A 26,661-nucleotide genomic window follows, 5' to 3' on the forward strand; every position below is an offset into this window, starting at 1 on the left:
CAAAATGTCACTTCACAGCGGTCCGCATCCGGTAGCTAACCGGTACCTGTAAGGTCCGGCCTTGAAAGAATGCTTCTACCTCTGCCGAGAATTCGGCAATGTCCTGCTCAAGTGAGGCCGGGCTGAGCTTCAGGAGGGACTGGACGCCGCCCTGGCTGAGGGCTAGTCCAACATAGCGCCCTGCATCGCATGATTCTGTGTTATGAAAAACAATCTCGCGCGCATACGTAAACCTTCCGCTGGTTTTGATCCGGCCCAGATGTCCTTCCTTGTCCCATTTGCTGGCCTGATCAGTGTCCGGCTGAAGCTCTGTAAGCAAGGCATCTGAAGCTGCGATCAGCCGGTTGTACCGGGCTTCGATGGCAGGCTGCAGCAGCAGAGGCCAGTCACAGTCATAAGCTGCGAAGACTCCGCCGGGCCGCAGACAACGGGCGATCTCCTCAAGGGTGCTGGCCGGGTCCATCCAGTGGAACGACTGCGAGCAGGTGATGATGTCCACACTCTCTGTATCAAAAGGAAGCTGGTTAGAGTAGCCCTGCACAAAAGACAGGTTATCCGCTCCGCTGCCGAGCAGACGGAGCTTCTCCTGTGCCTTGCTGAGCATATCCGGGTTAGGTTCCACTCCGGTTACCGCATCAGCGGCATCCTTCCACAGAAAGGTGGACAGGCCGGTGCCGCAGCCAATATCTGCAACATGGGCAGGACGGCGGCCCAGATAACTGGTGAGCAGTTCAATAACCATAGGCGGGGCTTCCGGCCGATAACGGTCGTAGTCATTTTGGTATCCTAGAAAACGGTCGATATTAGCCTTGCTGTTGCCTGAAGGAATCATGGGGAATAGCCTCCTGTGCAAGAAAAGTGGAATTGCAGCTTGAACACCGGGTGTATCAATACCCGTACAACCGTATTCGTGCTACCGCAGCAGCGCCGGATCAACTGCAGGCACAAGCCCCTCGGCAGCGGCCCGGGTCAATAGTGCAGAGATGGCTGCGTAGCCGTCCTCGCCCAGGTTCATTGTGAATTCGTTGACGTAGAGATCAATATGCGATTTGGCCACTTCCGGCGACAGCTCCTGGGCGTGGCTTAACACGTATTCCTGGCAGTCCAGAGGATGGTCCCAGGCATACTGGAGTGAACTGCGAATCCAGCCGGTAATGGCCTCATGGTCCAGATCACGGCGGGCAATAATCGCACCAAGCGGAATGGGCAGGCCGGTATCGCTCTCCCACCAGCTGCCGAGGTCAGTCAGCAGGTTGAGATTGTAAGACGGGTAAGTGAAACGGGCTTCGTGGATGACGAGTCCTGCATCGATCTCTCCCTTTTGCACGGCGGGCATGATCTCATCAAAAGGCATAACGATGATCTCGGCCGGACCGTCCTGCACCTGCTGCGCTACCCATAGCCGGAACAGCAGGTATGCCGTAGAGCGTTCGCTCGGTACAGCAATTCTGCGGCCGGACAGCTCGCGTGGATGCTTGATGGCGCCTGCGCCTTTGCGGGTCAGTACGAGCGGTCCGCAGCCCCGTCCCAGTGCACCGCCGCAAGGGAGTAGCTTGTATTTGTCCAGCACCCAGGGGAGTGCGGCGTAGGAGATTTTGAGTACCTCCGGCCCGGCGCCGTCTGCCGCAAGCCCATTAGTGATATCAATATCGGCAAACATTACATCCAGCTTGGGTGCCCCGGGAATCAGGTCATGCGCCCAGGCATGAAAGACAAAGGTATCGTTCGGACAAGGGGAATAAGCAATATGAAGCTCTTGAGTCATTACAGCACCTCCCGTAAAATAGCCGCCGCTGCTGCCAGAGCGTCCAGCGCTTCATTTATCTTCCACGCGGCCCGGTCGCGCGGGCCGACCGGGTTCGAGATCGCGCGCAGCTCCAGCGCTGCGATCCCCAGCGCTTGGGCGGCCACGGCAACCCCGTGGCCTTCCATCGCTTCCGCCGCCGCCTCCGGATGGCGCGCGGCCAGAGCCGCGGCCGTCCCGGCGGTGCCGGTCGCGGTCGACACGGTAAGCACGGTGCCCGTGCTTACCGTGAGGCCGGCCGCTGCGAGCGCGGCCGCAAGGGCCTGCACCGTGCCGCCGGGCGCAGGCACGGACACGCTGCCGAAGCCGAGCTCGGCAGCGCTGCGGAAGCCCTCCGGCGTCTCTGCGCCCAGGGCCGCGTCAAGCATCTCGCTGGCGACGACCAGCGAGCCTACGGGTGCCCGGCCCGGGAAGCCGCCGCCGATCCCGGCGCTGACGACGCAGCCGTACGAGCCGGCTGCCAGGGCGGCGGCGGTGCCCGCCGCTGCTGCTGCGGTGCCGGCGCCCGCCGCGATGACGTCGAAGCGGCCGCTGCCGGCCAGGCCGCGCAGGACCGCCTCGCGCTCAGCCGCGACTGCCGTCACGATCAGCACGCGCGGCGCGGCGGCCCCGGAATGATGATGATCCTTCGATTCCATAATCAGCCTCCTTCTATAGAAATAGTTTCATTCTTCAGTTCATACTCACCTTTTGAAAGTCTACGCCGTTTTAGAGAACAGGTCAAATATGCAGGAGACATTCTGAAAGGAGCTTAAGGCAGATCTGATGGCAGAGGTGCGTCCTGTCCCGGTGAGGCAGTGTTCTGGTTGCCGGACTGAAAAATCTTGATTCTATGTTGAAAAAAATGTGTTGTGTGCACAAAGGATTGATCTTTAATGAAAGGAAAAGTATAACTATTACATATTAAATAATAAAGTGGAAACAAGAGATTTTATTGGGTGTTTTGAGGAATTATGTAAGTTGCAAGAAGAGATATAACAGGATATTTATCCTATTATATAAAACAATCAACTGAAGGGAGAAAATGAAAATGCAAAACAAAACAGAAATGCAGGAAATCAACAAAATCGTTATGAAAGAAGTGCAGCTGGATGCTTGTGAAGTTATGGAGGAAGCAATGACTCCAAGCTTCGGCTTTGGATGTCCTAACGGCTGGTTTGGTGCATACTGCCATTAATTATTAGGATTCCACAATTTATTTTCAGAACGTCTTCTCCCAGAGCGGGCGTTCTGAAAATGAAAATAGGAGGAGAATATGAAGGCGCATATTATTGAGGGGACAAATACAAACGTGCTGTACTTTCCGAACTCATATAAGTTTTTTAAGATTGATGGCCTGACTGCAAACATCATTGGCGATATTTGGAAAGAAATGACTAAAGAGGAAATCGTAAAAAAGTATAATATAGCGGATAAGGACTATTACGATCTTTACCAGATCGTTAACAATAATACGAATAGCCTGACAGAGCTTCAAGCAGATCCAGATGGACTTTACAAATTAGTATTGAATATAACTAATGAATGCAATTTAAACTGCGTCTACTGCTACGCCAACGGCGGGACATATCATTCAGATAAGGGGATTATGCAAGAAGCCGTGCTGGAACAGGCGCTTAACATATTCTTTGAAAGATATAATAATATTGGAGTAATTCAGCTGTTTGGCGGCGAACCTAGCCTTAATCTTAATGCTATAGCTTACGTAGGAGAATATATTGAACAGAAGCTGCAGCGAAAAGAAATGGATACTAAGCCCGTTCTTTGTATGACTACAAATGGGATGTGCTCCAGTGAAAAATTTATTGCTTTAATCAATAAGTACAACATAAAACTTACCGTAAGTATAGATGGACCCCGCGAGATCACTAATCAGACCCGGCTGGCGAACACAGGTGCCGGGGTAGCAGATATTCTGGAAGACAACATTTTGAAGCTGCGCGCTCGGACCGGACAACCCCAAAGTGCAGAGGTTACCTTTACACAACTTCATGTAGAGCAGGGCATTGAGGTTAGAGAAGTGGTCAAGTATATTGGCGAAAGGCTTGGGATCACAGATGTTCATGTCAGCCCGGTTAGCGCAGAAGATGGAATGGAATATAAATTGAAGGATCGGGATTCTTTTCTTAAAGCGATTCCGGAGGTGATTAGAGAAAAAGAGAACGGATACATGCTCGTTAATAGAATACTAGGCAATTTGAGAACCAGAAGAACGGATAGGCATATTTGCCAAGCAGGCACTTCTATTTACTCGGTTTCTTCAAATGGAGATATCTACCCTTGTTTCATGCTTACAGATGTTGAGGAACACAAGCTCGGAAATGTTAATTCTGTAGATCGTGAATTCTGGAGCGGTCTTGACTCTCTGTCGAATGCATTCCGCCGTTTTGACAAGCTGAAGAATGAGCAATGCAAGGATTGTTTTAACAATACGATGTGCAATGGGTGTATGGGAATTAATCATTTTGGCACCGGCGATATATTCACAACTCCTGAAGAGGAATGCAATTTCCTCAAGGGATTGACCGAACAAGTGCTGCTTGCGCTTTGTGAAGAAGATGAGTGAGCGGGGTGCATAACGTGATAAAGCCTAGAATAGCTTCCGATTTGGAAGCTTATTTGCTGTTTGAGAATAAAAACAGGGAAAACATATACTGCATAGGCAGCCTTGCGTATGACCGTTACATAGAGGCCCAGGAGGCCAATAAAGATGCTATTATGCAGGCGGCGAGTTATTTTGACGGGAAGAATTCTTTGTCAGAGGTTGATGCTCTTCTCCAGAAAGAACACAATCTGAAACTTGATGTCCATAGACTCTATACTTTATTTGAGCATGCAGGTCTGATCACTAATGCGGAAATCGAATATGACAGTTCTAACGAACTTGAAAAACACGGCATACAAATTACCGCACTAAGCTTAAGCCGTTTTCAAGCGATGTTCAGCATTTTAGCGAAATGGAGCCATGCATTATTGCTGTGCGGGGTTGTACTAGGGATAGCAGCCATTCCCTTATTGCCTGGGGTTTTTAAAGCATTGTTATTTGTGAATATTTATAAAATTGTGGATTCCTCAATGATTAGCCTAATTATTTCTTTAGCAGTAACCACCGTAAGCGTTTTGCTTCATGAGATCTCCCATGCTGTGGTAGCCAAAAAGTATGGGCTCATTCCCAAGCAAATGAAAATAACATTGTATCTATATATTAATCCTATGGCCTATATCATAACTAATGGAATCTACACATTAGAACGCAAAAAAAGAGCCTTTATCTGGGTGGCCGGGATACTTTGCAACTTTATGATTTTTTCCGCGGGTGCAATAGGTCAATGGTTCTCGACAGGAACACTTCACAGTTTGTTTTTGGTTATCTGCTATTCAAATCTGGGTCTGATAGTGACTAACCTGATTCCTTTCTTGCCGCTGGATGGATACTTTCTGCTTACAACTATTTTGAAATTTCCTAATTTAAGAAAAAAGTCCTTTTCAGGAATTAAGGGACTGTTAACCAACAAGTCATTAAAAGTTAAGGGCGTCTATCTTATGTACTATGCAATATCGATGTCGGTTCTTATCTATATTATTATTACACCGGTTATTCAAGTGTATCATAACTTTCTGATAGGGTACTCGAGTCGGCATTACTGGCTGGACGGACTTGTTGAAATCAAAATGTATCTAATTCTAATCTTAATTATCGTTTTTTCGAGAATAAGTGTTAAAATAAAGGATAAAAGGAAAAATATATACCCGTAAGAATCTGCGAGTCCGGCAAAATAGCCGAATAATGATGATTAGAGAAATGATAAGGATGTGGTTAATTGGAACATATACTTATTGTTGAGGATGAGAAAGAGATAAATAGTCTGCTTCGCCAGTTTTTAACGGAACACGGCTATTTGACTACTTCAGCTTACAATGGGTTAGAGGCTTTGCAGTTCATTCAAAGGGGCTGTTATGATTTAGTCCTCCTAGACCTGATGCTGCCCTATAAGAGCGGCGATCAGTTGCTAAATGAATTGCGGGAATATTCTGCAGTTCCGGTGATCATAATCTCAGCCAAGGACACGATCCAAACCAAGATTGAGCTCCTGCGGATTGGCGCGGATGATTATATCACCAAACCTTTTGATCTTGATGAGACCCTTGCACGAATAGAAAGTAATCTAAGGCGTAATCGAATGAACCAGGATTCTGTAGGCACCAGAAGTTTAGCTTATCAGGACATCCAACTCAATGAGATGAATCATATTGTAGAGGTTGCGGGTCATGAGCTTGCGCTTACGGCCAAAGAATATGGTATTCTTGAACTGCTTATGAGGCATCCAGAGAAAATATATTCTAAATCCAATTTATTTCAGAGTATCTGGAATGAAGAGTACATGAGTGAAGATAACACGCTGAATGTTCATATTAGCAATATACGCAATAAGCTGAAGGCAGTAAGTCCGGATAAACATTACATAGAAACGGTTTGGGGAATAGGATACCGCTTGTATAAACTTGACTAGCCCAAGATCGGATAAAGTATATAAGCTCGTTTTGAGGATACCGTTTGCTTATGGCGCAAGCGGCTCTTCCTGTTGTGTGCAAAGCCCTGCAGGAACATAAACTTTATAAATTCTTTAAAAGTGGCCCAGGCAGAATTAAGAATTTCTTTAAGGTTACCGCTTAATGTAGTCAGTAAGGTTATGTAATTCAGCGTAACTGTAGATAAGGAGCGTGGCAGACATGAGTGACATCATCCTTATGACCAAAAATCTCACCAAGAAATATAATCATACTTTGGCCTTGGATAATATTAATCTAACCATTGAAAGGGGAAAGATTTACGGCTTCATCGGGCAGAATGGCGCGGGAAAAACAACGCTGATCCGTCTTATTGTAGGGTTGTCCTTTCCTACGAGCGGTGAGCTGCACCTGTTCGGTAAGACAGGGAAGCAGGCCTTGCAGGAACAGCGCAAACGGATCGGCTGTATGGTTGAAACGCCTGCCTTGTATCCTAACATGACTGCGGTGCAGAACCTGGAGGTTCAACGGCTTCAGCGGGGGATACCCGATCCGCAGGTCATCAGAGAGACACTGGAGCTGGTGGGTCTGGAGGATCATCTTACTGGAAGGAAGGCAGTACGTAATTTTTCGCTCGGAATGCGCCAGCGGCTGGGTATTGCGATTGCTTTGCTGCATGATCCCGAGTTGCTTATTCTGGATGAACCTATTAATGGGCTTGACCCGATGGGCATAGCTGAAATGCGGATCTTGCTGAAACGCCTAAATGAGGAACGCGGGACAACGATATTGATATCCAGCCATATTCTCAACGAACTGTATCAGACAGTGTCGCAGTACATCCTCATTAATCAAGGCGTTCTGATTGAGGAATTAACGCAGAGTCAGCTAAATGAGAAATGCAAACGCCATATTGCCCTTCAGACTAATCATGTAGAGAATGCCCTGCATGCTTTAGAGAGCAGGATGAATATCAAAGATTATCAGGTTATGCCTGATGGAACCATTAAGCTATATGATCACTTAGATGACATGGAGGGGATTTCGGCCACTTTAATGAAAGAGGGAGTGCTGATTACAGGAATGGCAATCGCCGGGGATACGCTGGAAGGGTACTTCCTGGAGCGTATTGGAGGAGAGAAGCATGTATTGTCTCATTAAGGCGGAGCTGTATAAGCTGGTGCATGATAAGAGTTTTTTTATCCTGTCTGCTCTGTCTGTAATGCTTGGCAGCTTCCTTATGCTGGATCAGGGGCAGCTTACAGGAAATGATAGTGTATCGGCATCATTGTATAACGCACCTATACTAATGCTGCTCACTTGTGTATTTGGAGCACTCTACCTTGGTAAGGACTTCGCTGACCATACTCTGTACCACATGATTTGCGCAGGACATTCACGTAATCATGTTTTCTTTAGCAAGGCCATCCTGTTTATCGTGGGGTCCAACATCATTTTGTTATTGCAGCCCATTCTTTGTATTGCGTATAACACCGGAAGTCACGGATGGGGTAGTCATCCTTTCGGGTCTGATTTTAGCAAAGTAATTGCCTTATTCTTTACCACAGCAGTATTGAACGCAGCGATGTGCGGAATTTCGCTGCTGACGGCCTTCATCTGTAAAGACATTGGTAAAACCCTATCGATTCCAGCATTGGTTTATTTTCTGAACATCTTTCTGCTTAATGGTCCGAACGCTAAGGCGATTGCGCACTTTATTCCATTGGGGCAGCTGAGATTATTAATTGAGGACTCTTCATCCATAGGTACGGCGTTGCTGGTCGGAATCATTTTTTTGATGTGTTTCTGCTTGGCGGCAGTTAGAATCTTCAATCGGTCAGAATTATATTAAAGGGGAGGATGCCATGAATAATCTAATGCAAATGGAATGGTTCCGCATGAAATACAACCGGTTTTTTATCGGCAGTGCACTGCTTAGTATCCTTTACGGGCTTCTTGCCAGCAAGAGCTATATTGCTGATCTGACAACACATAAAGATGCTATAGGCATATTTTATGCAATGGTTTACGATTCAACGGTCTGGCTGGTGTTATTCTCTGCAATTGTGGCTTTGCTGATGGGCCAGGACTTTTCGAACCGCACGATTCATCTGGAGGTCGTAGCGGGTCATTCGCGAATGGCAATATTCTTCAGTAAATGTCTTATCTACTTGGCTGTATTCAATCTTTTGATGCTGCTGGGGCCGGTAGTGGGGAGCATAAGAATGTCCTTTCAATTGGGCTGGGGGAACTCCTGGAATCATGATATTTTGTATATCCTAAGAGTAATTCTGTTGTCGGTGCTACTGAATAGTGCAGTGTTCTCAGTCTGTATCTTTCTTGCTTTTTTATTCAAGGACTCTGCCAAAACAGTATCTGTATCAATGGTTGTTCTTTTTATCAGTGCAATGTGCATTGCCTATGCAGGGCCGCTGGGCTGGTATGAAGTTGTGCCGTGGCTGCGGTTGCTGCCTATGAATCAGATCAGAGTCTCCTTAGCCTTCTCTCTCTCTACGGTTCAGGTGTCGGAGATCATACTTTCAGGAGGATTATTTCTGCTGCTGTTCATAGCGCTCTCATTTCTGCGGTTCAATACGTCTGAACTTAAATAAGGATGGAAAGAGGCGCTACAATTAATGATATATATCGCTGTTCTGCTCTCGGTAATCTTTGGAGTAATTATGTTCCGCCTCTTTTCACTAAAAAGGCAAATCCGCAATATTACAAAACAGATGGTTGAATTGTCTTTGGGAACGGTTGAAAAGAAACTGAGTATATCTTTGATCGATAAGGATTTGAACTCACTTACTGCAGAGATCAATAAGAATCTGACGAAGCAGCGTGAGCTCCGCATTCAGATGATACGCAGCGGCAATCATTTGAAAGAATCCATAGCCAACATCTCCCATGATCTGCGCACACCCTTAACATCAATGATTGGCTATCTTCAATTGCTGAGCAAAGGGGCAGTGAATCCAGAGCAACGTGAACAAATAGGAATAGTCTTCCGCAAAGCTGCTCATCTGCAGACTTTAATCAAATTATTTTATGAACTGGCTGTACTTGATTCTGAAGAGATTGAGCCGGAATTCAAGAATGTAAATTACTCGAATGCCATTATGGATAGCGTGGTGGAGAATGCTGCTATGTTCGAGGTACGGAGCCTGCATCCTGAAATTATCCTCCCGGAAGATACCGTATTTGTCTGGGCAGATGAGGATATGCTGCGGCGTATTTTGCAGAACCTGCTGGATAACGCAGCTAAGTATGCCACAGGTGATATCAAGATTACCCTGATGAAGGGCAGCGTAACAGAATTAATAATAACCAATAGGATCTCAAGCCCGAATGAAGTGAATGTGGAAAGACTGTTCGACCGCTTCTATACATCGGATATATCCCGAAATGCAGGGAGCACCGGACTGGGATTGGCAATTGTCAAAATTCTAATTGATAAATTAAACGGAACGATCAGTGCTGAATTGCTGGAAGATCACCTGCAGATCACAATTGTGTTGTGAATAGCACGGAAAACATGTATGGAGATGACCAGGATGCTGAAGATAGGAGTATGTGAGGACGAACTCCATGTCCTTAATCAAATTAGCGGTTACATTCAAGAAGCTTTGAACAATCAAATAGAATACAGCATAAAGGAGTACGTTTTTGGAACGACTATATTACAGGACAGGGAAGTTTTTGATCTGTTAATTCTGGATTTGGATATGTCCGGCGTTAACGGTTACGAGTTGGCGCGGGAAATCCGTGAGCTGGATACAGAAGTGAAAATCGTATTTATATCTAGCCACTCAATAAATAAAGATTCTGCGTTCTCCGTTCATGCTTTTGGTTATCTGGTAAAACCGGTGAATCGCGATACCCTTTTCTCTTTGCTCATAGATACCGTTAGGTACACTCCTCCGCACAAGAAAGAGGTGCAGCAGGTTAAATTTTTGTGCAAAGAAGGTGTGCGATCTCTTCAAAGCCAGGAAATACTATACTTTGAGTACATGAACCGCGATATATATTTACAGACCATAAAAGGTAAGCAGTACATAATCCATAAAGAAAAGATATCTAATATTTCAAGAAAGATGAGCCTCTATGACTTTGTAGTTCCACATAAGAGCTTTGTTATCAATTTGAACCATGTCAGTTATGTGAAGGGCTATAATATCTATATTTCGAATGGAGATGTCCTTCCGTTGTCGCAGAGTAACTCTACATCATTTAGAAAGAAGTTCAATTTGTTTCTCCAGAAGCAAATTCAGTGAATAGAACCACTTGACAGACCGCTCCCCATAACGTATAGTTATCTTAACTTAAAGATAATTAACTTAAAGACAAACACAGCCGGGCAGGAGGTGCAGCGAATGAGCAGCAAGAATAAGACAGCAGGAACGGAAGCAGATACTGCGCAGGAGCAAGAGCAGGCAGCATCGCTGAAATTGTTCGTCGTTCTGTCGAAGGCGTATAAGAGCCTGATGGATCAGGCGGTGAAGGATATGAAGAGTCACGGGCTGGCATCGGCGGAGTTCATGGTGCTGGAGGTGCTGTATCATAGAAACCGGATTCCGCTTCAGCAGATCGGCGAGAAGATTCTGGTCACCAGCGGCAGCATCACCTACAATATCGATAAGCTGGAGAAGCGTGGACTGCTGAAGCGCGTTCCTTGCGAGGATGACCGCCGGGTTACGTATGCCGAGATTACAGAGACGGGGCGTGAGCTGTTCGATCATATTTTTCCGCAGCATATTCATTCTATTCATAACCTTATGGGCGGACTGGACAGTGAAGAGAAGGCTCAGGCGACACTGCTGTTGAAGAAGCTGGGCAAGGGCGTATAGAAGTGAGTGCGTCGCAGCCCAGCGGCGGTAAGGTTGTCTGCTTATTAGTACGTTGAACTAATGAGAGAATAATAGCTCAATAAATTTTTTAGCAAATATCTTAATGTTAAGATAATTAAAACCAAGAGAATGGAGAGTGTTTAAAATGGTTAGTGTAGGTTTATTGTTGATGAGATTGGTAATTGGTGTAGCGTTCATCGGGCATGGTGCACAGAAGCTGTTCGGCTGGTTCGGCGGATATGGGCCTAAGGGAACAGGCGGCTGGATGGAGTCGATGGGGATTAAGCCCGGCGTGCGTATGGCGGTGCTGGCAGGTCTGATGGAGCTGGTCGGAGGCTTGCTGTTCACTCTGGGTCTGCTTACTCCGGTGGCTGCGGTACTGATTGCGGCAACGATGCTCGGTGCCATTGTGAAGGTGCATGCCCCTAACGGATTCTGGTCCACGGCGAACGGGATTGAGTTTCCATTAACGGTACTGGTAGTCGCTGTAGGTATAGCGCTGACAGGTGCGGGTTCGATTTCACTGGACGCAATATTCTTCAACTAAAATAAAAATAAGCGCATCATCATCATAACTATCAGGAGGGTTCACTCATGACTATGCATACTGCAGGGATTCACCATGTTACCGCTTTTGTAGGAGACGCACAGCGTAATGCTGATTTCTATGCCGGAATTCTGGGCCTGCGGCTCGTCAAAAAAACCATCAATTTCGACGCCCCCGAGGTCTATCACCTTTACTTCGGCAATGAGCAGGGTGCACCAGGTACGATCATCACCTTCTTCCCATGGGCTCATGGACGTAAAGGCAGAATCGGCGGCGGCCAGGTCGGTGTGACCACTTATGCTGTACCGGCCGGCTCTTTCGGATTCTGGGAGCAGCGGCTGGCCGCTTACCAGATCCCTGTGACTAAGGTTACCCGGATTGGCGAGTCGTATCTCTCCTTCGCGGATTATGACGGACTGCGGATTGAGCTGGTGGAGCGTGAAGAGGGTGCGCTGAGCACCTGGTCGTTCGGCGGCGTTCCGGTAGAGCATGCGGTAAAAGGCTTCGGAGGTGCTGTCCTCTACAGCACAGCCCCGGAACGCACAGCTGATACACTCTCCCGCACACTTGGGATGGAACGTATTGCTGAAGGGGACGGTTATATCCGGTATAGAGCGACTGGAGACATCGGCAATATTATTGATCTGAAGGCCACACCGGTTCCGCAGGGCGGCGGCGGTACAGGTACGGTTCACCATATTGCGTGGCGGGCCGTAGATGACAACGAGCAGCTGGAGTGGGGCCGCCGGGTTCAGAGTCACGGCTACCAGCCGACTCCGGTGCAGGACCGCCAGTACTTCAATGCCATCTACTTCCGGGAAGAAGGCGGGATTCTGTTCGAGATTGCAACCGATCCTCCAGGCTTTGCCCGTGATGAAGCACCTGAGGCGCTGGGGCAGAAGCTGATGCTTCCGGCGTGGTTTGAGCCGCAGCGTGCGGCGATAGAAGACAATTTAAGTCCGTTTGAAATCCGTGAAATCGAGGTGAAGCAGGTATGATCCATGTATTCAAGCAAGGTACGGACGTAACACAGCCAACGCTGGTTTTATTCCACGGCACAGGCGGCAACGAGCGTGATCTACTGCCGCTGGCCGAGCTGCTGGCACCCGGAGCATCTGTGCTCGGTATCCGCGGCAACGTGCTGGAGAATGGCATGCCGCGATTCTTCCGGCGGCTGGCGGAGGGGATTTTCGATGAGGAGGATCTGATCTTCCGCACCCATGAGGTGAAGCAGTTCCTGGAGGAAGCGGCTGCAAAATATGGCTTCGATGCCGGTAATCTGGTCGCTGTCGGCTATTCCAACGGTGCGAACATCGCGGGCAGCCTGCTCTTCCATTATGGAGCCCTCTTCCGGGCGGCAGTGCTGCTGCACCCGATGGTTCCGCTGCGCGGTCTGACGATTCCTTCGCTGCAGGGGGTTCCGGTCTTTATCGGGGCAGGGACCAACGATCCGATTATCCCCACTCCGGAGACCAAGGAGCTGGAAGCTCTGCTCAGCGGAGCGGGAGCCGATGTTACCTCCCATTGGGGCAATCAGGGACACCGCCTGAGCGCAGCCGAGGCGGAGGCGGCAAGAGATTGGCTGGCCGCTCTTACCAATTAAGTGTAAGTAACAACAGCACCACCCGGAATAGAATAACCGCCTGCGGGCCTGCCGATCACAGATAGTGGATTGGCGGCTACGGCAGGCGGTTTTTTGTTGTTGTGGAGATTGGGCGGGGGTGCGGGGGCACGTAACTCAAATTCGGCACAAACTGGGGTTGCGACTGTTGCATTTCGCGCAGGATACGCGCACAGTACACTTCAACCGAGCAGCAATGTTGCACTTTTTGCAGCAATTTTCTAAATTTGTTACTGGCTATGGCACATTGTTGCATCTTTTGCAGGAATTCCGGCGCTTCGGGGCTAGTTAGGGCTGCGAATGTTGCATTTCAAGCAGGATTTCCACGCAGAGGGCCTCTCATGAGCGACATTGTTGCATATTCTGCAGGATTTGCGAGCAGGTCGCCCCCATCAGACCGCTTCTATCTCCCGGCACTATTGCACTTTGATCCCTCTGCACCAGTTCCCCCTGCTCTTTCCCGCCGAACCATTAATTCATTGAACAATCCGGCGGTAATCGGGTAGTATGGAGAAATATATAAACGGACCTGAACATAAATGGCGCTGCCGTTTTACTAAAGGTTACGTGCAAGAAAGGATGTATCCTGTTCATGATGAAGCAAAATTCGATGACAAGCCTGGCCGAGGGCGGGCCGTCCAGAAGCCTGCGGCTGCAGCTTGCCGTGATTCTGGGAGCCATCGCTACCATTGGCCCGCTGTCGATAGATATGTATCTGCCTGCCTTGCCTGCTCTTGGTCTCTATTTCGATACCAGTCCCGCCATGGTTCAGCTTACTCTGACCTTTTTCCTGCTGGGGCTGGCTTCGGGCCAGCTTGTAGCCGGACCGCTCAGTGATGTGCACGGGCGCCGGATTCCGCTGTTGTTCGGGATGATTATCTATGCGGTGTCCTCGCTGCTCTGCGCGTTCAGCCCGTCCATCGGACTGCTGATTGTGCTGCGCTTCGTCCAGGGCCTGGCCGGATCGGTAGGGGTGGTGATCTCCCGCGCGGCGGTCCGCGATATGTACAGCGGCTCGGAATTAACCAAGTTCTTCTCGCTGCTGATGATTGTCAACGGACTGGGTCCGATTGCAGCTCCGGTCATCGGGGGACAACTGCTGAGAGTGACGGACTGGAAGGGTGTATTTATCGTCTTGTTCGTATGCGGGCTGCTCTTCGCGGCGGTCATTCTTCTGCGGCTGCCGGAGACTCTGCCTAAGGAACGGCGTATACGCAGCGGACTGGCAGGAACCCTGCGTACCTTCCGCACTCTGCTTGGCAATGCCGGCTTCATGGGCTACGCGCTCTCCCAGGGCTTTGTTATGGCAGGCATGTTCGCGTATATCTCGGGATCATCCTTTGTGCTGCAGACCATTTACGGGGTATCCCCGCAAATGTACAGCCTGATCTTCGCCGTGAACGGCTTGGGTATTATTCTGACCGGGCAGATTGCCGGGCGGATGTCGGCCAGAGTGGGTGAGCGTAAGCTGCTGATCTGCGGCCTTCTTCTCTGCACCGCAGGCGGCATCCTGCTGCTGGTCACCCTCCTCGCGGGGGGCGGGCTGGCGCTGATTCTGCCCTGTCTGTTCGCCGTGGTCTCCAGTGTAGGCCTGGTGGGTACGACCAGCTTCTCGCTGGCGATGCAGGATCAGGGGGAGACGGCAGGCAGCGCCTCAGCGCTCCTGGGTCTGCTTCCTTTGCTGCTGGGGAGCTGCGCGGCTCCGCTGGTCGGACTTGGCGGCAGCGGCTCGGCCCTGCCGATGGCGCTGGTCATCGCGGGAGCGGGTCTCCTGTCGGTTCTGTCCTATCTGCTGCTGTGCAGAAGAGAGGTCCAGCCTTGAGCCGCAAGGATTTCGCTACCCTGCTGCTGCTTGCTTTTGCCTGGGGAGCCTCCTTCCTGTTCATGCGGATTGCCTCGCCGGAGCTGGGTCCGGTCTTCACGACAGAGCTGCGCGTTACGATTGCCGGAGCTGCTCTGCTGCTCTATGCGCTGCTGACCCGGCGCAGGCTGGATCTCCTGAAGCACTGGAAGTCTTTCCTGCTGCTCGGTGCGATTAACGCGGCGTTTCCGTTCACGCTGATCTGTATGGCTGAGCTGCACTTAAGCGCCTCGCTGGCGGCAATTCTGAATGCTACAACCCCGATGTTCGCAGCACTGGCGGCATGGGGGACCCGGAAGGAGAAGCCGGGGGCGGCCAAATCGGCCGGACTGATAATAGGCCTTGTAGGTGTGGGTGTGCTGGTTGGCTGGAGTCCGCTCCCGCTGACCAGTACGGTTCTTTTATCCGTAGGTTATTCGCTTGGAGCAGCGCTCTGCTATGCGTTCGGAGGCTTATACGCGTCACGTGTAGGCTCCGGTCTCACTCCGCTGGCGCTTGCTGCGGGACAGCAGCTGGGCGCAAGTGTGGTGCTGCTGCCGCTGGCGGTGATTTTTGCCCCGGATCATCTCCCTTCTTCCGCCGCTGTATATTCTGTCCTCGGCCTGTCGCTGATCTGCACCTCGGTGGCGTATTTGCTGTATTTCCGGCTGATTGCCAGTGTCGGCCCGGTCAAGACCGTCAGCGTTACCTTCCTCGTGCCTGTATTTGGCCTGTTGTGGGGCGTAATCTTCCTGCAGGAGCAGGTTTATGCCAACACCATCGCCGGGCTGGTCATCATCCTGCTGAGCGTTATGCTGATGAACCGGAGGGCGCGCAAGGAGTAAAGAGCGGATATTCAGCAAACTTTCAGCGCATTTTAACGTTCCTTGTAGAGAAAAGGGATATATTGAAGAGGTGAGAGGAGGGACCGCCCATGAATGTCTCATCCGTAGCCGCTTCAGCATCCGTATCTTATACTTCCTCCAGCGCCAGTGATACCACTGCACTTGAGAAGCAGAAGGCGAAGCTGGAAGCTGAGCTTGAGAAGGTAAGCGCAAGCCAGGACAACGAGCAAGCCAAAGAAACACAAACCAAGCAGCTGGAACAGCAGATCAAGCAGATCGAAGCGCAAATTGCCCAGAAGTCACAGGCTGCGGGCAGCTCCGCTGCTGCCAACAACGCTGCTGTGTCTCCGGACAAGCCTTCCGGTAACAATAATAAGCTGACAGCGGCATCCGTTCAGGAGATTGCTAACGCAACCACCGACAGCTCTGGGAGATTCGACATTAGAGTATAAGCTTGAGCGAGAACAGCTTTCCTATGAAGAGAGCCGCCATTGCCGTGGTGACAGGCCCTCCATTAGGGAATGACAACTCTTGGCATGATGATAAAAGCACCCGGACTAATCGCAGTCCGGGTGCTTTTATGCATATATGAATGCGTACACTTCTCCCATCACCGGAACTAATATACTCCCTGTGCAGGGAATATCCTCCGCCTGCCGTCTAACTCTTGTAAGCGTGTGACCATTATACGGGAGTTCTGCTGTGGATCTTGTTATAATGGGTTCGTATGAAGAGGGCTGAATATGTTCAGGCAACAAGAGCGTTCGGCAGTGAGGACAGGTGAAGTCATGCATACTGTAATCAAAAATAAATTGGAACGCTTCAAAATCGTACGGCTGCTGATATCCATCTACCGGATTAAGGCGGTGCGGGCGCTTTTTCCGCTGCTGATTATCGGGCTGGTCTATCTGGAGGGGCAGCATGAGCTGAAGCAGATTCACTTAGGCAAAATCATCCGTGATCTGAAATCCGTTCCCGTGCCCTCTATTATGCAGATGCTGGGGATATCGCTGCTGTCGGTGGCGGTTATGAGTACTTATGATTACTTGATCCGGCGGCATTTCCGCCTGCAGATCGGTCGGCTGCGGACCTTCCGTTATGCCTGGATTGCCAATACGTTCAATAATATGATCGGATTCGCCGGTTTGGCTGGTGCGGGCCTTAGAACGCTGCTCTATAAGCGGAGCAGTGTGCCCGCGTCCTTGCTCGCGCCGGCTATTGTGTTTTTGTCGCCACTGATGATTACGGGGCTGTCGCTGCTCGGGTGGGGGACGATTACCGGGCTTTTGCCGGCGGACCGGCTGCTGGAGGCGCATCGCTGGCTGGGTTTTGCAGTCTGGGGGATAGCGCTGTATCTGCCGTTCTTTGTACTCCTCCAGCGCTCTGCGCTCTTCGCCAAATGGGTCAACCGGGGTGAGGGGCGAACCGCCTGGTCTACTGTGGTTGCTTCTGTGGGAGCTTCCTTCCTGGAGTGGATATTCGCCGGGCTGACCTTCTGGTTCATTGCCAGTGAACTGCTCGGGAACGCCCCGTTCCTCACGGTCTTTAGTATATATGTAGTTGCCGCCATAGCGGGAATTCTAAGCATGGCCCCCGGCGGCATTGGCGCATTCGATCTGATTGCGCTGCTCGGGCTTACCCAGCTTGGCATCAAGAGTGACCATGCCATGGCAGTCCTGGTCATCTACAGATTATTTTATTACATTATCCCTTGGCTGCTCGGGCTGGTGCTGGCTGCGCTGGAGTTCGGGCTGCCGGGTACGAAGGGCGTTGAGCGCAGCGGCGATAGAGTGGATGCACCTCTGACGGTATGGCAGAAAATATGGGGCTGGCCCGGCCAATATACCTTCCTCAGCGATCTGGGTGTATGGGCACTCGGCAAGCTGGTCCTGGCCAGCGGTCTGCTTCTTCTGTTGTCCGCAGCTACGCCTGAGCTGCTCTACCGGCTGAAGGTGACAGAGGAGCTGTTGTCGCTGCCCGTGATGCAGATCTCGCACCATCTGTCCGTGCTGATCGGCTTTATGCTGATTCTGCTGTCGCGGGGGATCTCCCTGCGTGTCCGCAGGGCTTACGTCTGGACAAGCCTGCTGCTTTTTGGCGGGGCGGTCTTTGCATTTACGAAGGGGTTCGATTACGAGGAGGCCTTGTTCCTGCTGGTGGTGGCGCTGATTCTCTGGATCTCACGAAGCCGGTTCTACCGGATCAGCGTTCCTTTTAGCGCTAAAAGCACCTTATGGTGGCTGCTCCTGACTTCGGCTGTAGCCCTTAGCTATTACGGGCTGGCGAGTTATACCCATCACGGCTTCCTGAAGCATCTTCCGCCCGGCATCCAGCCGGAATGGCTGCGGCAGCACAGTAATGTGGCCGTTACGGCGGCCGGCGGACTGATCTTCTCCTGGCTGCTGCTGACGATGCTTGTAGCCCTCAGGCCGCAGCACAAGGCAGATACGCTTCTCGCGGATAAGGATATGGCGCGGCTGGAGCGCTTTCTCTCAGAAGGCTGGGGCAATGCCTTAAGCCACATGCTGTTCCTCGGCGACAAAAGCTTCTATTGGGCCCAGGGAGGCCGGGTGCTGTTCGCTTTCGCCAGAGTCCGGGACAAGCTGGTGGTGCTGGGTGACCCGCTGGGGCCGATGGATCTGCTTAACAATGGAATCAGTGAGTTCAGACAGGCTGCAGACTTATATGGCCTATCTGTAGTCTTCTATCAGGCGACCCCGGCGCATCTTCCGCTCTATCATGAGCAGGGCTACCGGTTCTTCAAGCTGGGGGAAGAGGCGCTGGTTCCGCTGGCGGACTTTGGCATTAGCGGTTCGCGGAACGCCAGCCTTCGTAATGTGAAGGGGCGGTTCGAGCGCGAGGGCTACCGTTTCGAGATCACAGAGGCACAGCATTCGAAGGAGCTGCTGCAGGAGCTCCATCTGTTGTCAGAGGAATGGCTGGCCGGGCGGATGGAAAAAGGCTATTCGCTGGGCTGGTTCAGCGAGCCGTACCTCCAGCTCGCACCGCTGGCGCTGCTGCGCGGACCAGAGGGCCATGTGCTGGCTTTTGCCTCCGTGGCTCCTGGCTATGACGGGCAGAAGAGCGTCTCGGTGGATCTGATGCGCCATCACAAGGATACCCCGAACGGCACTATGGACTACCTGTTCCTGTGCCTGCTGGAATGGGCGAAAGGCCGCGGATACAGAAGCTTTAACCTCGGGTCTGCCCCGCTGTCCAATGTCGGGGGACGCTTTGGAGCGCTGCGGGAGGAGAAGCTTGCCCGGCTGGTTTTTGAACGCGGCGGCCACTGGTACGGCTTCTCCGGTCTGCGCCGGTATAAGGAGAAGTTCAACCCGGTATGGGAGCCGCGGTATCTGGCCTATCCCGCTGCTGTTACACTCCCTCTGTTGACCCTGGATCTGGTGCGGCTGGTCTCCAGGCACCCGGAGGAGGGGAAGTGAGGCCTTCGTGCTGGAAGTTGTCTCTGGAATGTGCAGAGTGTTGTGCATAGTGAAAAGTTAGGCAAAGGACATAAGCATGAGGAATTTGGAATGTATGCGAAAAACAGCATACAATGGGGTGGCGCGCAGGCCGAATGTATGCCAAAAACAGCATACAATGGGCTGGCATGCAGGCGCACGGGCCGAATGTATGCGAAAAACAGCATACAATGGGGTGGCGCGCAGGCGCACGGGCCGAATGTATGCCAAAAACAGCATACAATCTCCACAGCCCCCTAATGAAGTTGGAGTCCTCCCCCACAAAAATGTAGACTAGAGATAGGAGGAGGATGAACGGTATGGGACACTTAACAGGAACAAGAGAGAAGGCAGCGCAAGAGGTGTTATCTGGCATTAAGGCGGCGGTGGTTGCCCGAAAGTATGGGGTGACTCCGTCCACGGTGAATCAGTGGGTGAGGGATTACCGGGAAGCCCATGGAGAACAAGATCATCCGTACCCCCAGGAGCAGGTAGAGGAACTGAAGCGCCTGGTAGAGGTCGAGCAGAAATATGAGAAGGCGGTCAAGATGCTCGGTGAAAAGGAGTTAGAGATTGAGATTCTGCGTGAACTGCTAAAAAAGCCAACCCCTGCTTATCCGAAAAAATCGAGGTAGCCGAGATGTTCATTAAGCAGGGATATTCCGCAGCGTTGGTACTACGTCTCATCGGGCTCGCAGAGTCCACGTACTACGACCGTAAGAAACGCAAGTCACAGGATGCACAGGCCGTACTCCAGGGGCGCGGAAGACCCGTACCCGGCTACTCTCTGACCGAGTCTGGAGCGAAAATTAGCGACGAGGAAATCCAGGAATGGCTGCTGGAATTAATCGCTGGAGAAGAGCACGTGTACGGATACAAACTGCTGGCCAAGTGCTTGTGGAACCAGCACCGTTTAAAGCTCAATCACAAGAAAAGTTACCGGCTGTGTCAGGCGCTGGATATCCTGCAGCCGCAGCGTCACAAGCGTTTTAAGCATCCCCGGAAGCTGCCGGAGAACCGGGTCATTACCGGAGCAGGCCAGCTCTGGCAGATGGACATTAAGTACGGGTACGTGGCGGGCCGGGACCGGCATTTCTTTGTCCTGAGCATTATCGATGTGTTTACCCGTGTCATCGTCGGCTACCACCGCGGATCGTCGTGTGAGGCCAAGCACGCCTGCCAGACGCTGGGACGCGCCATGGAGCAACACTGCGCCCCTGGCAGCGTACGCCCGGTGATCCGCACCGACAACGGCCCACAGTTCGTCAGCCACCTGTTTGGCGACATGTGTGAAAGCTGGGAAATGACCCATGAACGCATTCCGCCTCGAACGCCGGATTTAAACGCTTTTATTGAATCGTTCCACAGTAATATTGACCGGGATTTGTTCCGCAAAGAGGCATTCGACACGTTCGAAGAGGCCTATGAAGCGGTGGACCGGTACATGGACTTTTACAACAACCGCAGAATGCATACGAGCCTTCGGAACATGCCGCCAGCTACGTTTGCGGAGTGGGTCCTGACCCAAGAAGACCGCTCCCGCTTCTTCTGGCCGAGAGAAAAAGCGAAATAAAGAGCATATCTACGATAAGTACTGATTTGATACGGAGGACTCCGGGATAAGGGGGTCGCACCGCAATGAGGTGGTACGCAGGCACACGGGCTGAATGTATGCCAAAAACAGCATACAATGGGCTGACGCGAGGGTGCGAAGGCTGAATAAAGGCCAATGAAGCAAAAATCAGGGGCACTGTTGCCCCTGATTTCGCCGGATGCCCCACAGGTGGGCGGATAGGTAAGGTGGGTTTAACTATATTAGCTGCGAAGCACGTATAAGTTCTTGCATGATCCATTCGCTCATGATCCATCCACTATGGTAATTTTGTTCGCTGAATCGCTCCGCATCCGCTCAGCTAATCCGGGCTACCCACCACAATATAGCTGCGACCGCCAGGATACCTAGCGCTGCCAGTGTATCGCGCCTGCTCCAGCGGAGCTGATAGACGGGGGTCCGCTGCTTGGCGGGATCATACCCCCGTGATTCGACGGCTGTCGCCAGCTCGTCGCCCATGCCAAGGACAAGAATCAGCAGGGGCACGATGATTAGGGCGATCTGCCTCGGGGACCAGCGGGCCACCCCGCGTGCGCGTCTTCCGCGTGAGCCCAGCGCCAGCTGCAGCTGGGCCAGCTTGCCGAGAATCCACGGCACGAACTGCAGGGTCACAGATACGGCAAGCGACCAGTTACGGGTGCGGATGCCCAGGGTCCGCAGCGGAGCGATGCCCCATTCCAGCCCCTCGCGCAAGGGGGCGCCGGTGGTCGTCTCGGTGAACAGGAAGCCCAGGGCAATCAGCAGCAGGAAGCGCAGCACGCTGATTCCTCCGCGCATTAGTCCTGCGTAGCTGAAGCTGAGCGGCCCGAGTGCGAAGTCGGGAGAGCTCCAGCTAAGCCCGGACAGCAGCCAGAGGAACAGGAACATCAGCAGGAACGGGCGGAAGAAGCGGAACGCCCGGCGCCAGGAGATGTGAGCTGAAGCCGCGAGCCCGGCCAGTAGCCCGGTGGTGAGCAGCAGCGGAAGCAGAGTGTTCATCCCTAACAGGACCAGCGAGCCGAGAATCATCCCCAGCCATTTGGCCCGGGGGTCAAGGCCTTGCCAACCAGATCTGCGTGGAGGGTCCTGTTCGAGCTTTGGCCTGCCGGGCCTGATTATCGCCTGGGCGGTCTTCCTCCCGGTGAACTGATGGGAATTATCCCGGTGGCGGATGCCTTCTAAGCTGTATTGCACGCTCTGTTCGCTGGCATTGGTGTTCTGACTGCCGGGTATTGTGGCGCCGCTGCGGGCAACGATGCCAGAGCCTGCCGCCCAGTTGTCCGTCTGCGGCATAGGCAGCGGGTGCTTTTCCAGTGCGGTCAGCAGCTCCTCCAGACTATCCGGGACTGCTTCCAGCAGACCATGCTGCACCGCTCTGCGTCCCATAGAAGCATAGACGGGGGGGATGAGTCCGGCGTCTGCCAGCAGGCCGGGATCGGCAGTCAATGCCGGAGCAGGCCCGTCATAATGGATAGCACCCTGCTTCATCACGATGACCTTGTCAGCAACTGGAAGGAAGCTGTCCAGATCGTGGGTGCCGATGATCAAGGTCAGTCCGCTGCTACGCAGCTCCTCCACCATTTCGAGCAGTGCCTGTGCCGCCTGCGGGTCCAGCCCTGCGGTCGGCTCATCCAGAATCAGGAGCCCGGGCTGTACGGCCAGGGCTCCCGCAATACTTACGCGCCGTTTCTCGCCTCCGCTGAGCAGAAAGGGGGATCGCCCGGCGAATTCATCGTAAGCCAGCCCGGTCTTCGCCAGGGCGCTGGAAATGATCTCCGTCCGCTTCTCCTTAGACACCCCGCGCTCTATCAGGCCGTATTCGATATCCTTATGTACCGTACCCGCGAAGAGCTGGGTCTCTGGCTGCTGGAATACCATGGATACCAGTTCGGCGGTCGTGTTGTCCGTCTTCTTCCCGTCACCGTCACCGTAATGTATCTGCCCGGAGGAGGGCTGGGCAAGACCCGCGAGCAGACGGAGCAGGGTAGACTTACCGCTCCCGTTCACTCCGCAGAGGGCAGTCAGCGAACCTGTAGGGATATCCAGAGATATCTTTTGAACGGCTGGCCTGCCACCAACATAGCAGAAGGTGAGCTGATCCGCATGAATTCTCATAGCAGCTCCTCCAGATCCTGCCCGGTCAGCGGCAGCAGATGAAGCGGCCAGCCCTGCTTCCGCAGCAGCTTCCCGACCCGGACGGCCGGAGAAGGAAGCCAGCCGAGGGTCTCCGGCAGCTCTGAGGTGTAGAACAGGCTGCGCGGGCCGCCGTCATAGAGCAATTTCCCCTCGCCGAGCACCGCAATGCGCGGGCTTGCGGCCAGTTCCTCCATCCGCTGGGTGACCCAGAGGATGGTAGTGCCCGTCTGCCATAGCTCCTGAGCCAGCTCCATAATATCCGATCTCCCCTCAGGGTCCAGCATCGAGGTGGCCTCATCGAAGATAATCATTTCAGCTTCCAGTGCCAGGCAGCTGCCTACCGCCAGGCGCTGGCGCTCTCCGCCGGACAGCGTGGATACCTCTGCTTCTGCTTTGTGGCTTAGCCCTACCTGCTGCAGGATCTCATGGATTCGTGCAATCATCCGCTCCCGTTCCAGTCCCCGGTTCTCCAGCCCGAAGGCGATATCCTCGAACGGAGTGGAGCCGACCGTCTGTGCTTCGGGATTCTGAAATACGAGCTGCACACGTTGCTTTACAGCCGTCCGGTTCTCCGGCAGACGCAGATCGAGTCCGGCCACGGACAGACTGCCGCTGGAGGGGGTGTTCAGTCCGTTGAAGGTGCGGATCAGCGAGGTTTTGCCGCAGCCGTTTGCCCCTGTGAGCGCTACCCATTCCCCAGGCTCTATATGAATGTTAATCCCTTGCAGTACCATACGGCGATGCTGCCCCTCCCGCACGGACAAGCTTACATTATGTGCCCTGATCATCTTCATGCCTGCTTTCCGTCCAGCTCTAGTCAACAATTGCTCCCCATTATAACAAAGATTTTAGGATTGATGTATCTGGAGGGGGGATGTTATAGTGATCCCAAGTGGAAACGGCTTTGCCGGCCTTTTAAAGGACGGTATCGTTTCGGCGGGAAATAGAAGGATAATTTGTAGCGTGAAACATATAAATTATATTTTTAAAAAAGGGGGAGCCTCCCGGCCATGAAGAAATGGACAACCCGCGGCCTGATATTCAGTGCCTTATTCGCCGCTGTCATGATAGCTCTGAGTTATTTGAAAATCTCGCTGCCCTTCTCCACGGTACCGATTACTATGCAGACCCTTGCGGTAATGCTGGCTGGTTCTATCCTTGGGGCCCGATACGGGGCACTTGCTGTACTAATCGTAATCGGACTCGCTGCTGCCGGATTCCAGGTGATGGGCGGAAGCGGAGGATTAGCGGTCCTGGTTGGACCTACCGCCGGATATATCTTCTCCTGGCCGTTCGTGGCCTGGCTGATCGGCTTCTTCGCCGAACGCATTAAGCAGGACAAATACACCTTTGTGAAGCTGTTGGCAGCTAACTTTATCTTCGGGGCACTGTTAGTTTATCCGGGCGGTGTGGGATGGCTTGCCTATTCTACAGGCATGGATTCACTCGGCAAGGCACTGACGGCTGGTATGTGGCCGTTTCTTCCGGGCGACCTGCTCAAAGCAGTCCTGTGTTCGGCTGTAGTAACAGCGGTATGGAAGGTATATCCGATCGAACGTATTCTGAACCATGACACAGGCGTCTGGGCTGACGGGGACAACACAACCACAAGCCGCTAACCACAAGCTGTTCACTAATAAATACAAATGCTAACTGCAAGCTATGTCTTGCCCAGCATAAATAGGCGAATTCATAGCCCCTGCGGCGTGGATTCGTCTACTTTGCGTTATTCACAATAGGAATTCTGTGGGGTTCATCGGATGTTGTGCATTCTGTGGATAAAATGTGGATAACATCGGGGATAAATCCCCTTAATGGTGCTGGAAGTGGGCCGAATGAGTACCAGATTAGCAAATGAGTAACTTGTTATGGTTTGTGGAGAGTAATATATTTCTTTTGTGGATAATTTGTGGAAAAAATGCCGTCCCCCTAACAACAGGGACGGCATTTTTCATCTTTATAAGCTCACTCCTCCGCGCAGGCGTCGGCCGGCTTCGGCTCGGGCAGTGCCCAGACGGAGACGCTGCCGCCGTTCACCGGGAATACGGCCCAGCCGTCTTCGCCGATGGTGACGGACTCCCCGCGGTTATGGGTGAAGTCCTCCCATACCTCTCCGCTGCGCGCTTCACCCACGAACATCCGCTTCTCTCCGTTGTCTCCGTTGGAGATGACTACAGCGCAGCCGGAGCCTTCGATCTCCTGAACGCCGCGCCGGACCCAGCCGATGGTGTTCGGATGGTCGAAGTAATCGTCCTGCTCCCCGTACGCCTTGGTGTAGCGGGCGCAGAGCAGAGGATCGATGGCGTCCTTCTTGCCTTCCATCGGGGCAGGGCCGCCGATGCCGTAATAATCCCCGTAGAAGACCACGGGATATCCGTCGCGGCGCAGCAGAATCAGGGCATAGGCACTTTGCTTGAACCAGTCACCTACCCAGGATTCCAGCGCTTCATGAGGCTGGGAATCATGATTGTCGACGAAGGTGACTGCATTCGCGGGATGTGTCTGGACCAGCGTATCATCGAAGATATGCGTCAGGTCGAAGTCCCGGCCTGCCAGTGCGGCGGAGTACAGCTTGTAATGAAGAGAGACATCGAACAGATCGATCTGGTAATCGACAGTGTTCAGGAATTCGCGGCAGGCCTCCAGATTGGAGTTCCAGAATTCACCGACGATGTAGAAGTCCTCGCCGCGTTTCTTTTTCATCTCCATGGCGAATTCCTTGATGAACTCGTGGTTGATATGCTTGATCGCATCCAGCCGGTATCCGCTGCATTGCAGCGTATCGACCAGCCATTTGCCCCAGTTCAGCATTTCCTGCTTCACATCTGCATTGAGGTAATCGATGTTGGCGAACATCAGGTAGTCGTAGTTGCCGAATTCGGTATCCACATTCTCATTCCAGCCTTTATTCGTGCCGTCAATCCGGAAGACGCCGCTGCGGCCTTCCTTGGCATCGAAATCGGTTCCGTTGAAGTGGGTATGATTCCACTTGAAGCTGGAGTATTCATCCCCGCGCCCCGGGAAATCGAATTTGGTCCAGCCTTCAATCTCGAACGGCTCGGAGATATCCTTGGTGCGGTCGTTCGGGTCCACCTCAATGACCTCAAAGACCTCCGTCTCATCCGCTCCGGCTTTATGGTTCATGACCAGATCCACGTAGACTGCAATGCCGTTCTTCAGGCACTCGGCAATTGCGTCGATTAACTCCTGCTTGGTTCCGTACTTCGTGCGCACACCGCCCTTTTGATCGAATTCACCAAGGTCGTAGAGATCGTAGACCCCATAGCCGGTATCTTCGGGGGAGACGGCTTTGGTAACAGGGGGGACCCACACCGCATCCATTCCCGCCGCCTTTAGTTCCGGGGCCATCTGGGCAAGACGCTTCCAGTGTTGTCCATCCGCCGCGACATGCCATTCAAAAAACTGCATCATAGTATGATTTCTCTTCATATAGGTAGGC

26 protein-coding genes are annotated in these 26,661 nt (G+C 52.3%); 20 read left to right on the forward strand and 6 right to left on the reverse strand.

The annotated features are described in order from the left end of the window. Positions 1 to 7: 7 nt before the first annotated feature. The 3 genes from NST04_RS05565 to NST04_RS05575 all read right to left on the reverse strand — a co-directional run bounded on the left by NST04_RS05565 (position 8) and on the right by NST04_RS05575 (position 2,442). Complete coding sequence (locus NST04_RS05565) at positions 8 to 832, reverse strand: class I SAM-dependent methyltransferase (protein WP_341183489.1); 825 nt, start codon at positions 830 to 832, stop codon at positions 8 to 10. 81 nt (positions 833 to 913) lie between these two features. Beyond that, the gene (locus NST04_RS05570) at positions 914 to 1,765 is read right to left on the reverse strand and encodes a 1,4-dihydroxy-6-naphthoate synthase (RefSeq protein WP_341183490.1); all 852 of its coding nucleotides are present in this window, start codon (positions 1,763 to 1,765) and stop codon (positions 914 to 916) included. Then, positions 1,765 to 2,442: a futalosine hydrolase gene (locus NST04_RS05575; RefSeq protein WP_341183491.1), complete on the reverse strand. Its 678-nt coding sequence runs from the start codon at positions 2,440 to 2,442 to the stop codon at positions 1,765 to 1,767. The genes NST04_RS05570 and NST04_RS05575 overlap by 1 nt, the downstream gene beginning before the upstream one ends. A gap of 392 nt (positions 2,443 to 2,834) precedes the next feature. Here NST04_RS05575 and NST04_RS05580 point away from each other — a divergent pair, with 392 nt between their 5' ends. The 19 genes from NST04_RS05580 (at position 2,835) to NST04_RS05670 (ending at position 21,047) form a co-directional block, all read left to right on the forward strand. After that, the gene (locus NST04_RS05580) at positions 2,835 to 2,981 is read left to right on the forward strand and encodes a hypothetical protein (protein ID WP_341183492.1); all 147 of its coding nucleotides are present in this window, start codon (positions 2,835 to 2,837) and stop codon (positions 2,979 to 2,981) included. 78 nt (positions 2,982 to 3,059) lie between these two features. Then, entirely contained in the window at positions 3,060 to 4,370 is a 1,311-nt protein-coding gene (locus NST04_RS05585; RefSeq protein WP_341183493.1) for a radical SAM/SPASM domain-containing protein, read from the forward strand. A 14-nt stretch (positions 4,371 to 4,384) separates the two neighbouring features. Further along, entirely contained in the window at positions 4,385 to 5,560 is a 1,176-nt protein-coding gene (locus tag NST04_RS05590; protein ID WP_341183494.1) for a metalloprotease, read from the forward strand. Positions 5,561 to 5,625: 65 nt separating this feature from the next. Next, entirely contained in the window at positions 5,626 to 6,315 is a 690-nt protein-coding gene (locus NST04_RS05595; RefSeq protein WP_341183495.1) for a response regulator transcription factor, read from the forward strand. A 220-nt stretch (positions 6,316 to 6,535) separates the two neighbouring features. Then, entirely contained in the window at positions 6,536 to 7,474 is a 939-nt protein-coding gene (locus tag NST04_RS05600; RefSeq protein ID WP_341183496.1) for an ABC transporter ATP-binding protein, read from the forward strand. After that, a complete protein-coding gene (locus NST04_RS05605; RefSeq protein ID WP_341183497.1) occupies positions 7,458 to 8,165 on the forward strand; it encodes a hypothetical protein in 708 nt (235 codons plus the stop codon). Before NST04_RS05600 ends, NST04_RS05605 begins: the two co-directional genes overlap by 17 nt. Positions 8,166 to 8,196: 31 nt before the next feature. Then, complete coding sequence (locus tag NST04_RS05610; protein WP_341185183.1) at positions 8,197 to 8,925, forward strand: ABC transporter permease; 729 nt, start codon at positions 8,197 to 8,199, stop codon at positions 8,923 to 8,925. Between the two features lie 168 nt (positions 8,926 to 9,093). Further along, positions 9,094 to 9,834 (forward strand): sensor histidine kinase, encoded by a 741-nt coding sequence (locus NST04_RS05615; RefSeq protein WP_341183498.1) that lies wholly within the window; start codon positions 9,094 to 9,096, stop codon positions 9,832 to 9,834. Between the two features lie 33 nt (positions 9,835 to 9,867). Beyond that, positions 9,868 to 10,587 (forward strand): LytR/AlgR family response regulator transcription factor, encoded by a 720-nt coding sequence (locus NST04_RS05620; RefSeq protein ID WP_341183499.1) that lies wholly within the window; start codon positions 9,868 to 9,870, stop codon positions 10,585 to 10,587. A gap of 99 nt (positions 10,588 to 10,686) precedes the next feature. Then, positions 10,687 to 11,160: a MarR family winged helix-turn-helix transcriptional regulator gene (locus tag NST04_RS05625; protein WP_341183500.1), complete on the forward strand. Its 474-nt coding sequence runs from the start codon at positions 10,687 to 10,689 to the stop codon at positions 11,158 to 11,160. 145 nt (positions 11,161 to 11,305) lie between these two features. Next, complete coding sequence (locus NST04_RS05630) at positions 11,306 to 11,707, forward strand: DoxX family protein (protein ID WP_341183501.1); 402 nt, start codon at positions 11,306 to 11,308, stop codon at positions 11,705 to 11,707. Positions 11,708 to 11,754: 47 nt separating this feature from the next. Beyond that, positions 11,755 to 12,705: a ring-cleaving dioxygenase gene (locus NST04_RS05635; protein WP_341183502.1), complete on the forward strand. Its 951-nt coding sequence runs from the start codon at positions 11,755 to 11,757 to the stop codon at positions 12,703 to 12,705. Next, positions 12,702 to 13,310, forward strand: a complete 609-nt coding sequence (locus NST04_RS05640; RefSeq protein WP_341183503.1) for an alpha/beta hydrolase — start codon at positions 12,702 to 12,704, stop codon at positions 13,308 to 13,310. Before NST04_RS05635 ends, NST04_RS05640 begins: the two co-directional genes overlap by 4 nt. 610 nt (positions 13,311 to 13,920) lie before the next feature. After that, positions 13,921 to 15,150: a multidrug effflux MFS transporter gene (locus NST04_RS05645; protein ID WP_445667871.1), complete on the forward strand. Its 1,230-nt coding sequence runs from the start codon at positions 13,921 to 13,923 to the stop codon at positions 15,148 to 15,150. Then, entirely contained in the window at positions 15,147 to 16,013 is an 867-nt protein-coding gene (locus NST04_RS05650; protein WP_341183504.1) for a DMT family transporter, read from the forward strand. The genes NST04_RS05645 and NST04_RS05650 overlap by 4 nt, the downstream gene beginning before the upstream one ends. 89 nt (positions 16,014 to 16,102) lie before the next feature. Then, a complete protein-coding gene (locus NST04_RS05655) occupies positions 16,103 to 16,465 on the forward strand; it encodes a FlxA-like family protein (protein ID WP_341183505.1) in 363 nt (120 codons plus the stop codon). A 336-nt stretch (positions 16,466 to 16,801) separates the two neighbouring features. Next, positions 16,802 to 19,456, forward strand: coding sequence for a bifunctional lysylphosphatidylglycerol flippase/synthetase MprF (gene mprF, locus NST04_RS05660; RefSeq protein ID WP_341185185.1), 2,655 nt, complete (start codon positions 16,802 to 16,804; stop codon positions 19,454 to 19,456). 338 nt (positions 19,457 to 19,794) lie between these two features. Then, on the forward strand, positions 19,795 to 20,109 hold the full coding sequence (locus NST04_RS05665) for a helix-turn-helix domain-containing protein (protein ID WP_340750738.1): 315 nt from the start codon (positions 19,795 to 19,797) through the stop codon (positions 20,107 to 20,109). A 5-nt stretch (positions 20,110 to 20,114) separates the two neighbouring features. Beyond that, positions 20,115 to 21,047 carry an IS3 family transposase gene (locus tag NST04_RS05670; protein WP_341182892.1) on the forward strand — a complete coding sequence of 311 codons (933 nt, stop codon included), beginning with the start codon at positions 20,115 to 20,117 and terminating at the stop codon, positions 21,045 to 21,047. A gap of 336 nt (positions 21,048 to 21,383) precedes the next feature. On the opposite strand, the gene NST04_RS05675 is transcribed toward NST04_RS05670, so the two are convergent. Together NST04_RS05675 and NST04_RS05680 are read right to left on the reverse strand one after the other, a co-directional pair. Then, positions 21,384 to 23,180: an ATP-binding cassette domain-containing protein gene (locus NST04_RS05675; protein WP_341183506.1), complete on the reverse strand. Its 1,797-nt coding sequence runs from the start codon at positions 23,178 to 23,180 to the stop codon at positions 21,384 to 21,386. Next, positions 23,177 to 23,989, reverse strand: a complete 813-nt coding sequence (locus NST04_RS05680) for an ATP-binding cassette domain-containing protein (RefSeq protein ID WP_341183507.1) — start codon at positions 23,987 to 23,989, stop codon at positions 23,177 to 23,179. The genes NST04_RS05675 and NST04_RS05680 overlap by 4 nt, the downstream gene beginning before the upstream one ends. 222 nt (positions 23,990 to 24,211) lie before the next feature. Between NST04_RS05680 and NST04_RS05685 the strand changes: the two genes are divergently transcribed. Continuing rightward, the gene (locus tag NST04_RS05685) at positions 24,212 to 24,820 is read left to right on the forward strand and encodes a biotin transporter BioY (protein ID WP_341183508.1); all 609 of its coding nucleotides are present in this window, start codon (positions 24,212 to 24,214) and stop codon (positions 24,818 to 24,820) included. Between the two features lie 346 nt (positions 24,821 to 25,166). Here the strand turns inward: NST04_RS05685 and NST04_RS05690 are convergent, their stop codons facing one another. Beyond that, the gene (locus NST04_RS05690; RefSeq protein WP_341183509.1) at positions 25,167 to 26,651 is read right to left on the reverse strand and encodes an alpha-amylase; all 1,485 of its coding nucleotides are present in this window, start codon (positions 26,649 to 26,651) and stop codon (positions 25,167 to 25,169) included. Positions 26,652 to 26,661: the final 10 nt, after the last annotated feature.

Source organism: Paenibacillus sp. FSL H7-0756, assembly GCF_038006765.1.
In the GTDB taxonomy this organism is placed as follows: domain Bacteria; phylum Bacillota; class Bacilli; order Paenibacillales; family Paenibacillaceae; genus Paenibacillus_AQ.

What these genes read in the sequence shown, in the direction of transcription:
- mprF (WP_341185185.1), top strand. Translation starts at nt 16,802, where the DNA reads ATGCATACTGTAATCAAAAATAAATTGGAACGCTTCAAAATCGTACGG.
- NST04_RS05580 (WP_341183492.1), top strand. Translation starts at nt 2,835, where the DNA reads ATGCAAAACAAAACAGAAATGCAGGAAATCAACAAAATCGTTATGAAA.
- NST04_RS05635 (WP_341183502.1), top strand. Translation starts at nt 11,755, where the DNA reads ATGACTATGCATACTGCAGGGATTCACCATGTTACCGCTTTTGTAGGA.
- NST04_RS05690 (WP_341183509.1), bottom strand. Translation starts at nt 26,651, where the DNA reads ATGAAGAGAAATCATACTATGATGCAGTTTTTTGAATGGCATGTCGCG.
- NST04_RS05575 (WP_341183491.1), bottom strand. Translation starts at nt 2,442, where the DNA reads ATGGAATCGAAGGATCATCATCATTCCGGGGCCGCCGCGCCGCGCGTG.
- NST04_RS05655 (WP_341183505.1), top strand. Translation starts at nt 16,103, where the DNA reads ATGAATGTCTCATCCGTAGCCGCTTCAGCATCCGTATCTTATACTTCC.
- NST04_RS05610 (WP_341185183.1), top strand. Translation starts at nt 8,197, where the DNA reads ATGGAATGGTTCCGCATGAAATACAACCGGTTTTTTATCGGCAGTGCA.
- NST04_RS05645 (WP_445667871.1), top strand. Translation starts at nt 13,921, where the DNA reads ATGATGAAGCAAAATTCGATGACAAGCCTGGCCGAGGGCGGGCCGTCC.
- NST04_RS05600 (WP_341183496.1), top strand. Translation starts at nt 6,536, where the DNA reads ATGAGTGACATCATCCTTATGACCAAAAATCTCACCAAGAAATATAAT.
- NST04_RS05570 (WP_341183490.1), bottom strand. Translation starts at nt 1,765, where the DNA reads ATGACTCAAGAGCTTCATATTGCTTATTCCCCTTGTCCGAACGATACC.
- NST04_RS05680 (WP_341183507.1), bottom strand. Translation starts at nt 23,989, where the DNA reads ATGATCAGGGCACATAATGTAAGCTTGTCCGTGCGGGAGGGGCAGCAT.
- NST04_RS05665 (WP_340750738.1), top strand. Translation starts at nt 19,795, where the DNA reads ATGGGACACTTAACAGGAACAAGAGAGAAGGCAGCGCAAGAGGTGTTA.
- NST04_RS05630 (WP_341183501.1), top strand. Translation starts at nt 11,306, where the DNA reads ATGGTTAGTGTAGGTTTATTGTTGATGAGATTGGTAATTGGTGTAGCG.
- NST04_RS05675 (WP_341183506.1), bottom strand. Translation starts at nt 23,180, where the DNA reads ATGAGAATTCATGCGGATCAGCTCACCTTCTGCTATGTTGGTGGCAGG.
- NST04_RS05565 (WP_341183489.1), bottom strand. Translation starts at nt 832, where the DNA reads ATGATTCCTTCAGGCAACAGCAAGGCTAATATCGACCGTTTTCTAGGA.
- NST04_RS05585 (WP_341183493.1), top strand. Translation starts at nt 3,060, where the DNA reads ATGAAGGCGCATATTATTGAGGGGACAAATACAAACGTGCTGTACTTT.
- NST04_RS05620 (WP_341183499.1), top strand. Translation starts at nt 9,868, where the DNA reads ATGCTGAAGATAGGAGTATGTGAGGACGAACTCCATGTCCTTAATCAA.
- NST04_RS05625 (WP_341183500.1), top strand. Translation starts at nt 10,687, where the DNA reads ATGAGCAGCAAGAATAAGACAGCAGGAACGGAAGCAGATACTGCGCAG.
- NST04_RS05685 (WP_341183508.1), top strand. Translation starts at nt 24,212, where the DNA reads ATGAAGAAATGGACAACCCGCGGCCTGATATTCAGTGCCTTATTCGCC.
- NST04_RS05640 (WP_341183503.1), top strand. Translation starts at nt 12,702, where the DNA reads ATGATCCATGTATTCAAGCAAGGTACGGACGTAACACAGCCAACGCTG.
- NST04_RS05670 (WP_341182892.1), top strand. Translation starts at nt 20,115, where the DNA reads ATGTTCATTAAGCAGGGATATTCCGCAGCGTTGGTACTACGTCTCATC.
- NST04_RS05605 (WP_341183497.1), top strand. Translation starts at nt 7,458, where the DNA reads ATGTATTGTCTCATTAAGGCGGAGCTGTATAAGCTGGTGCATGATAAG.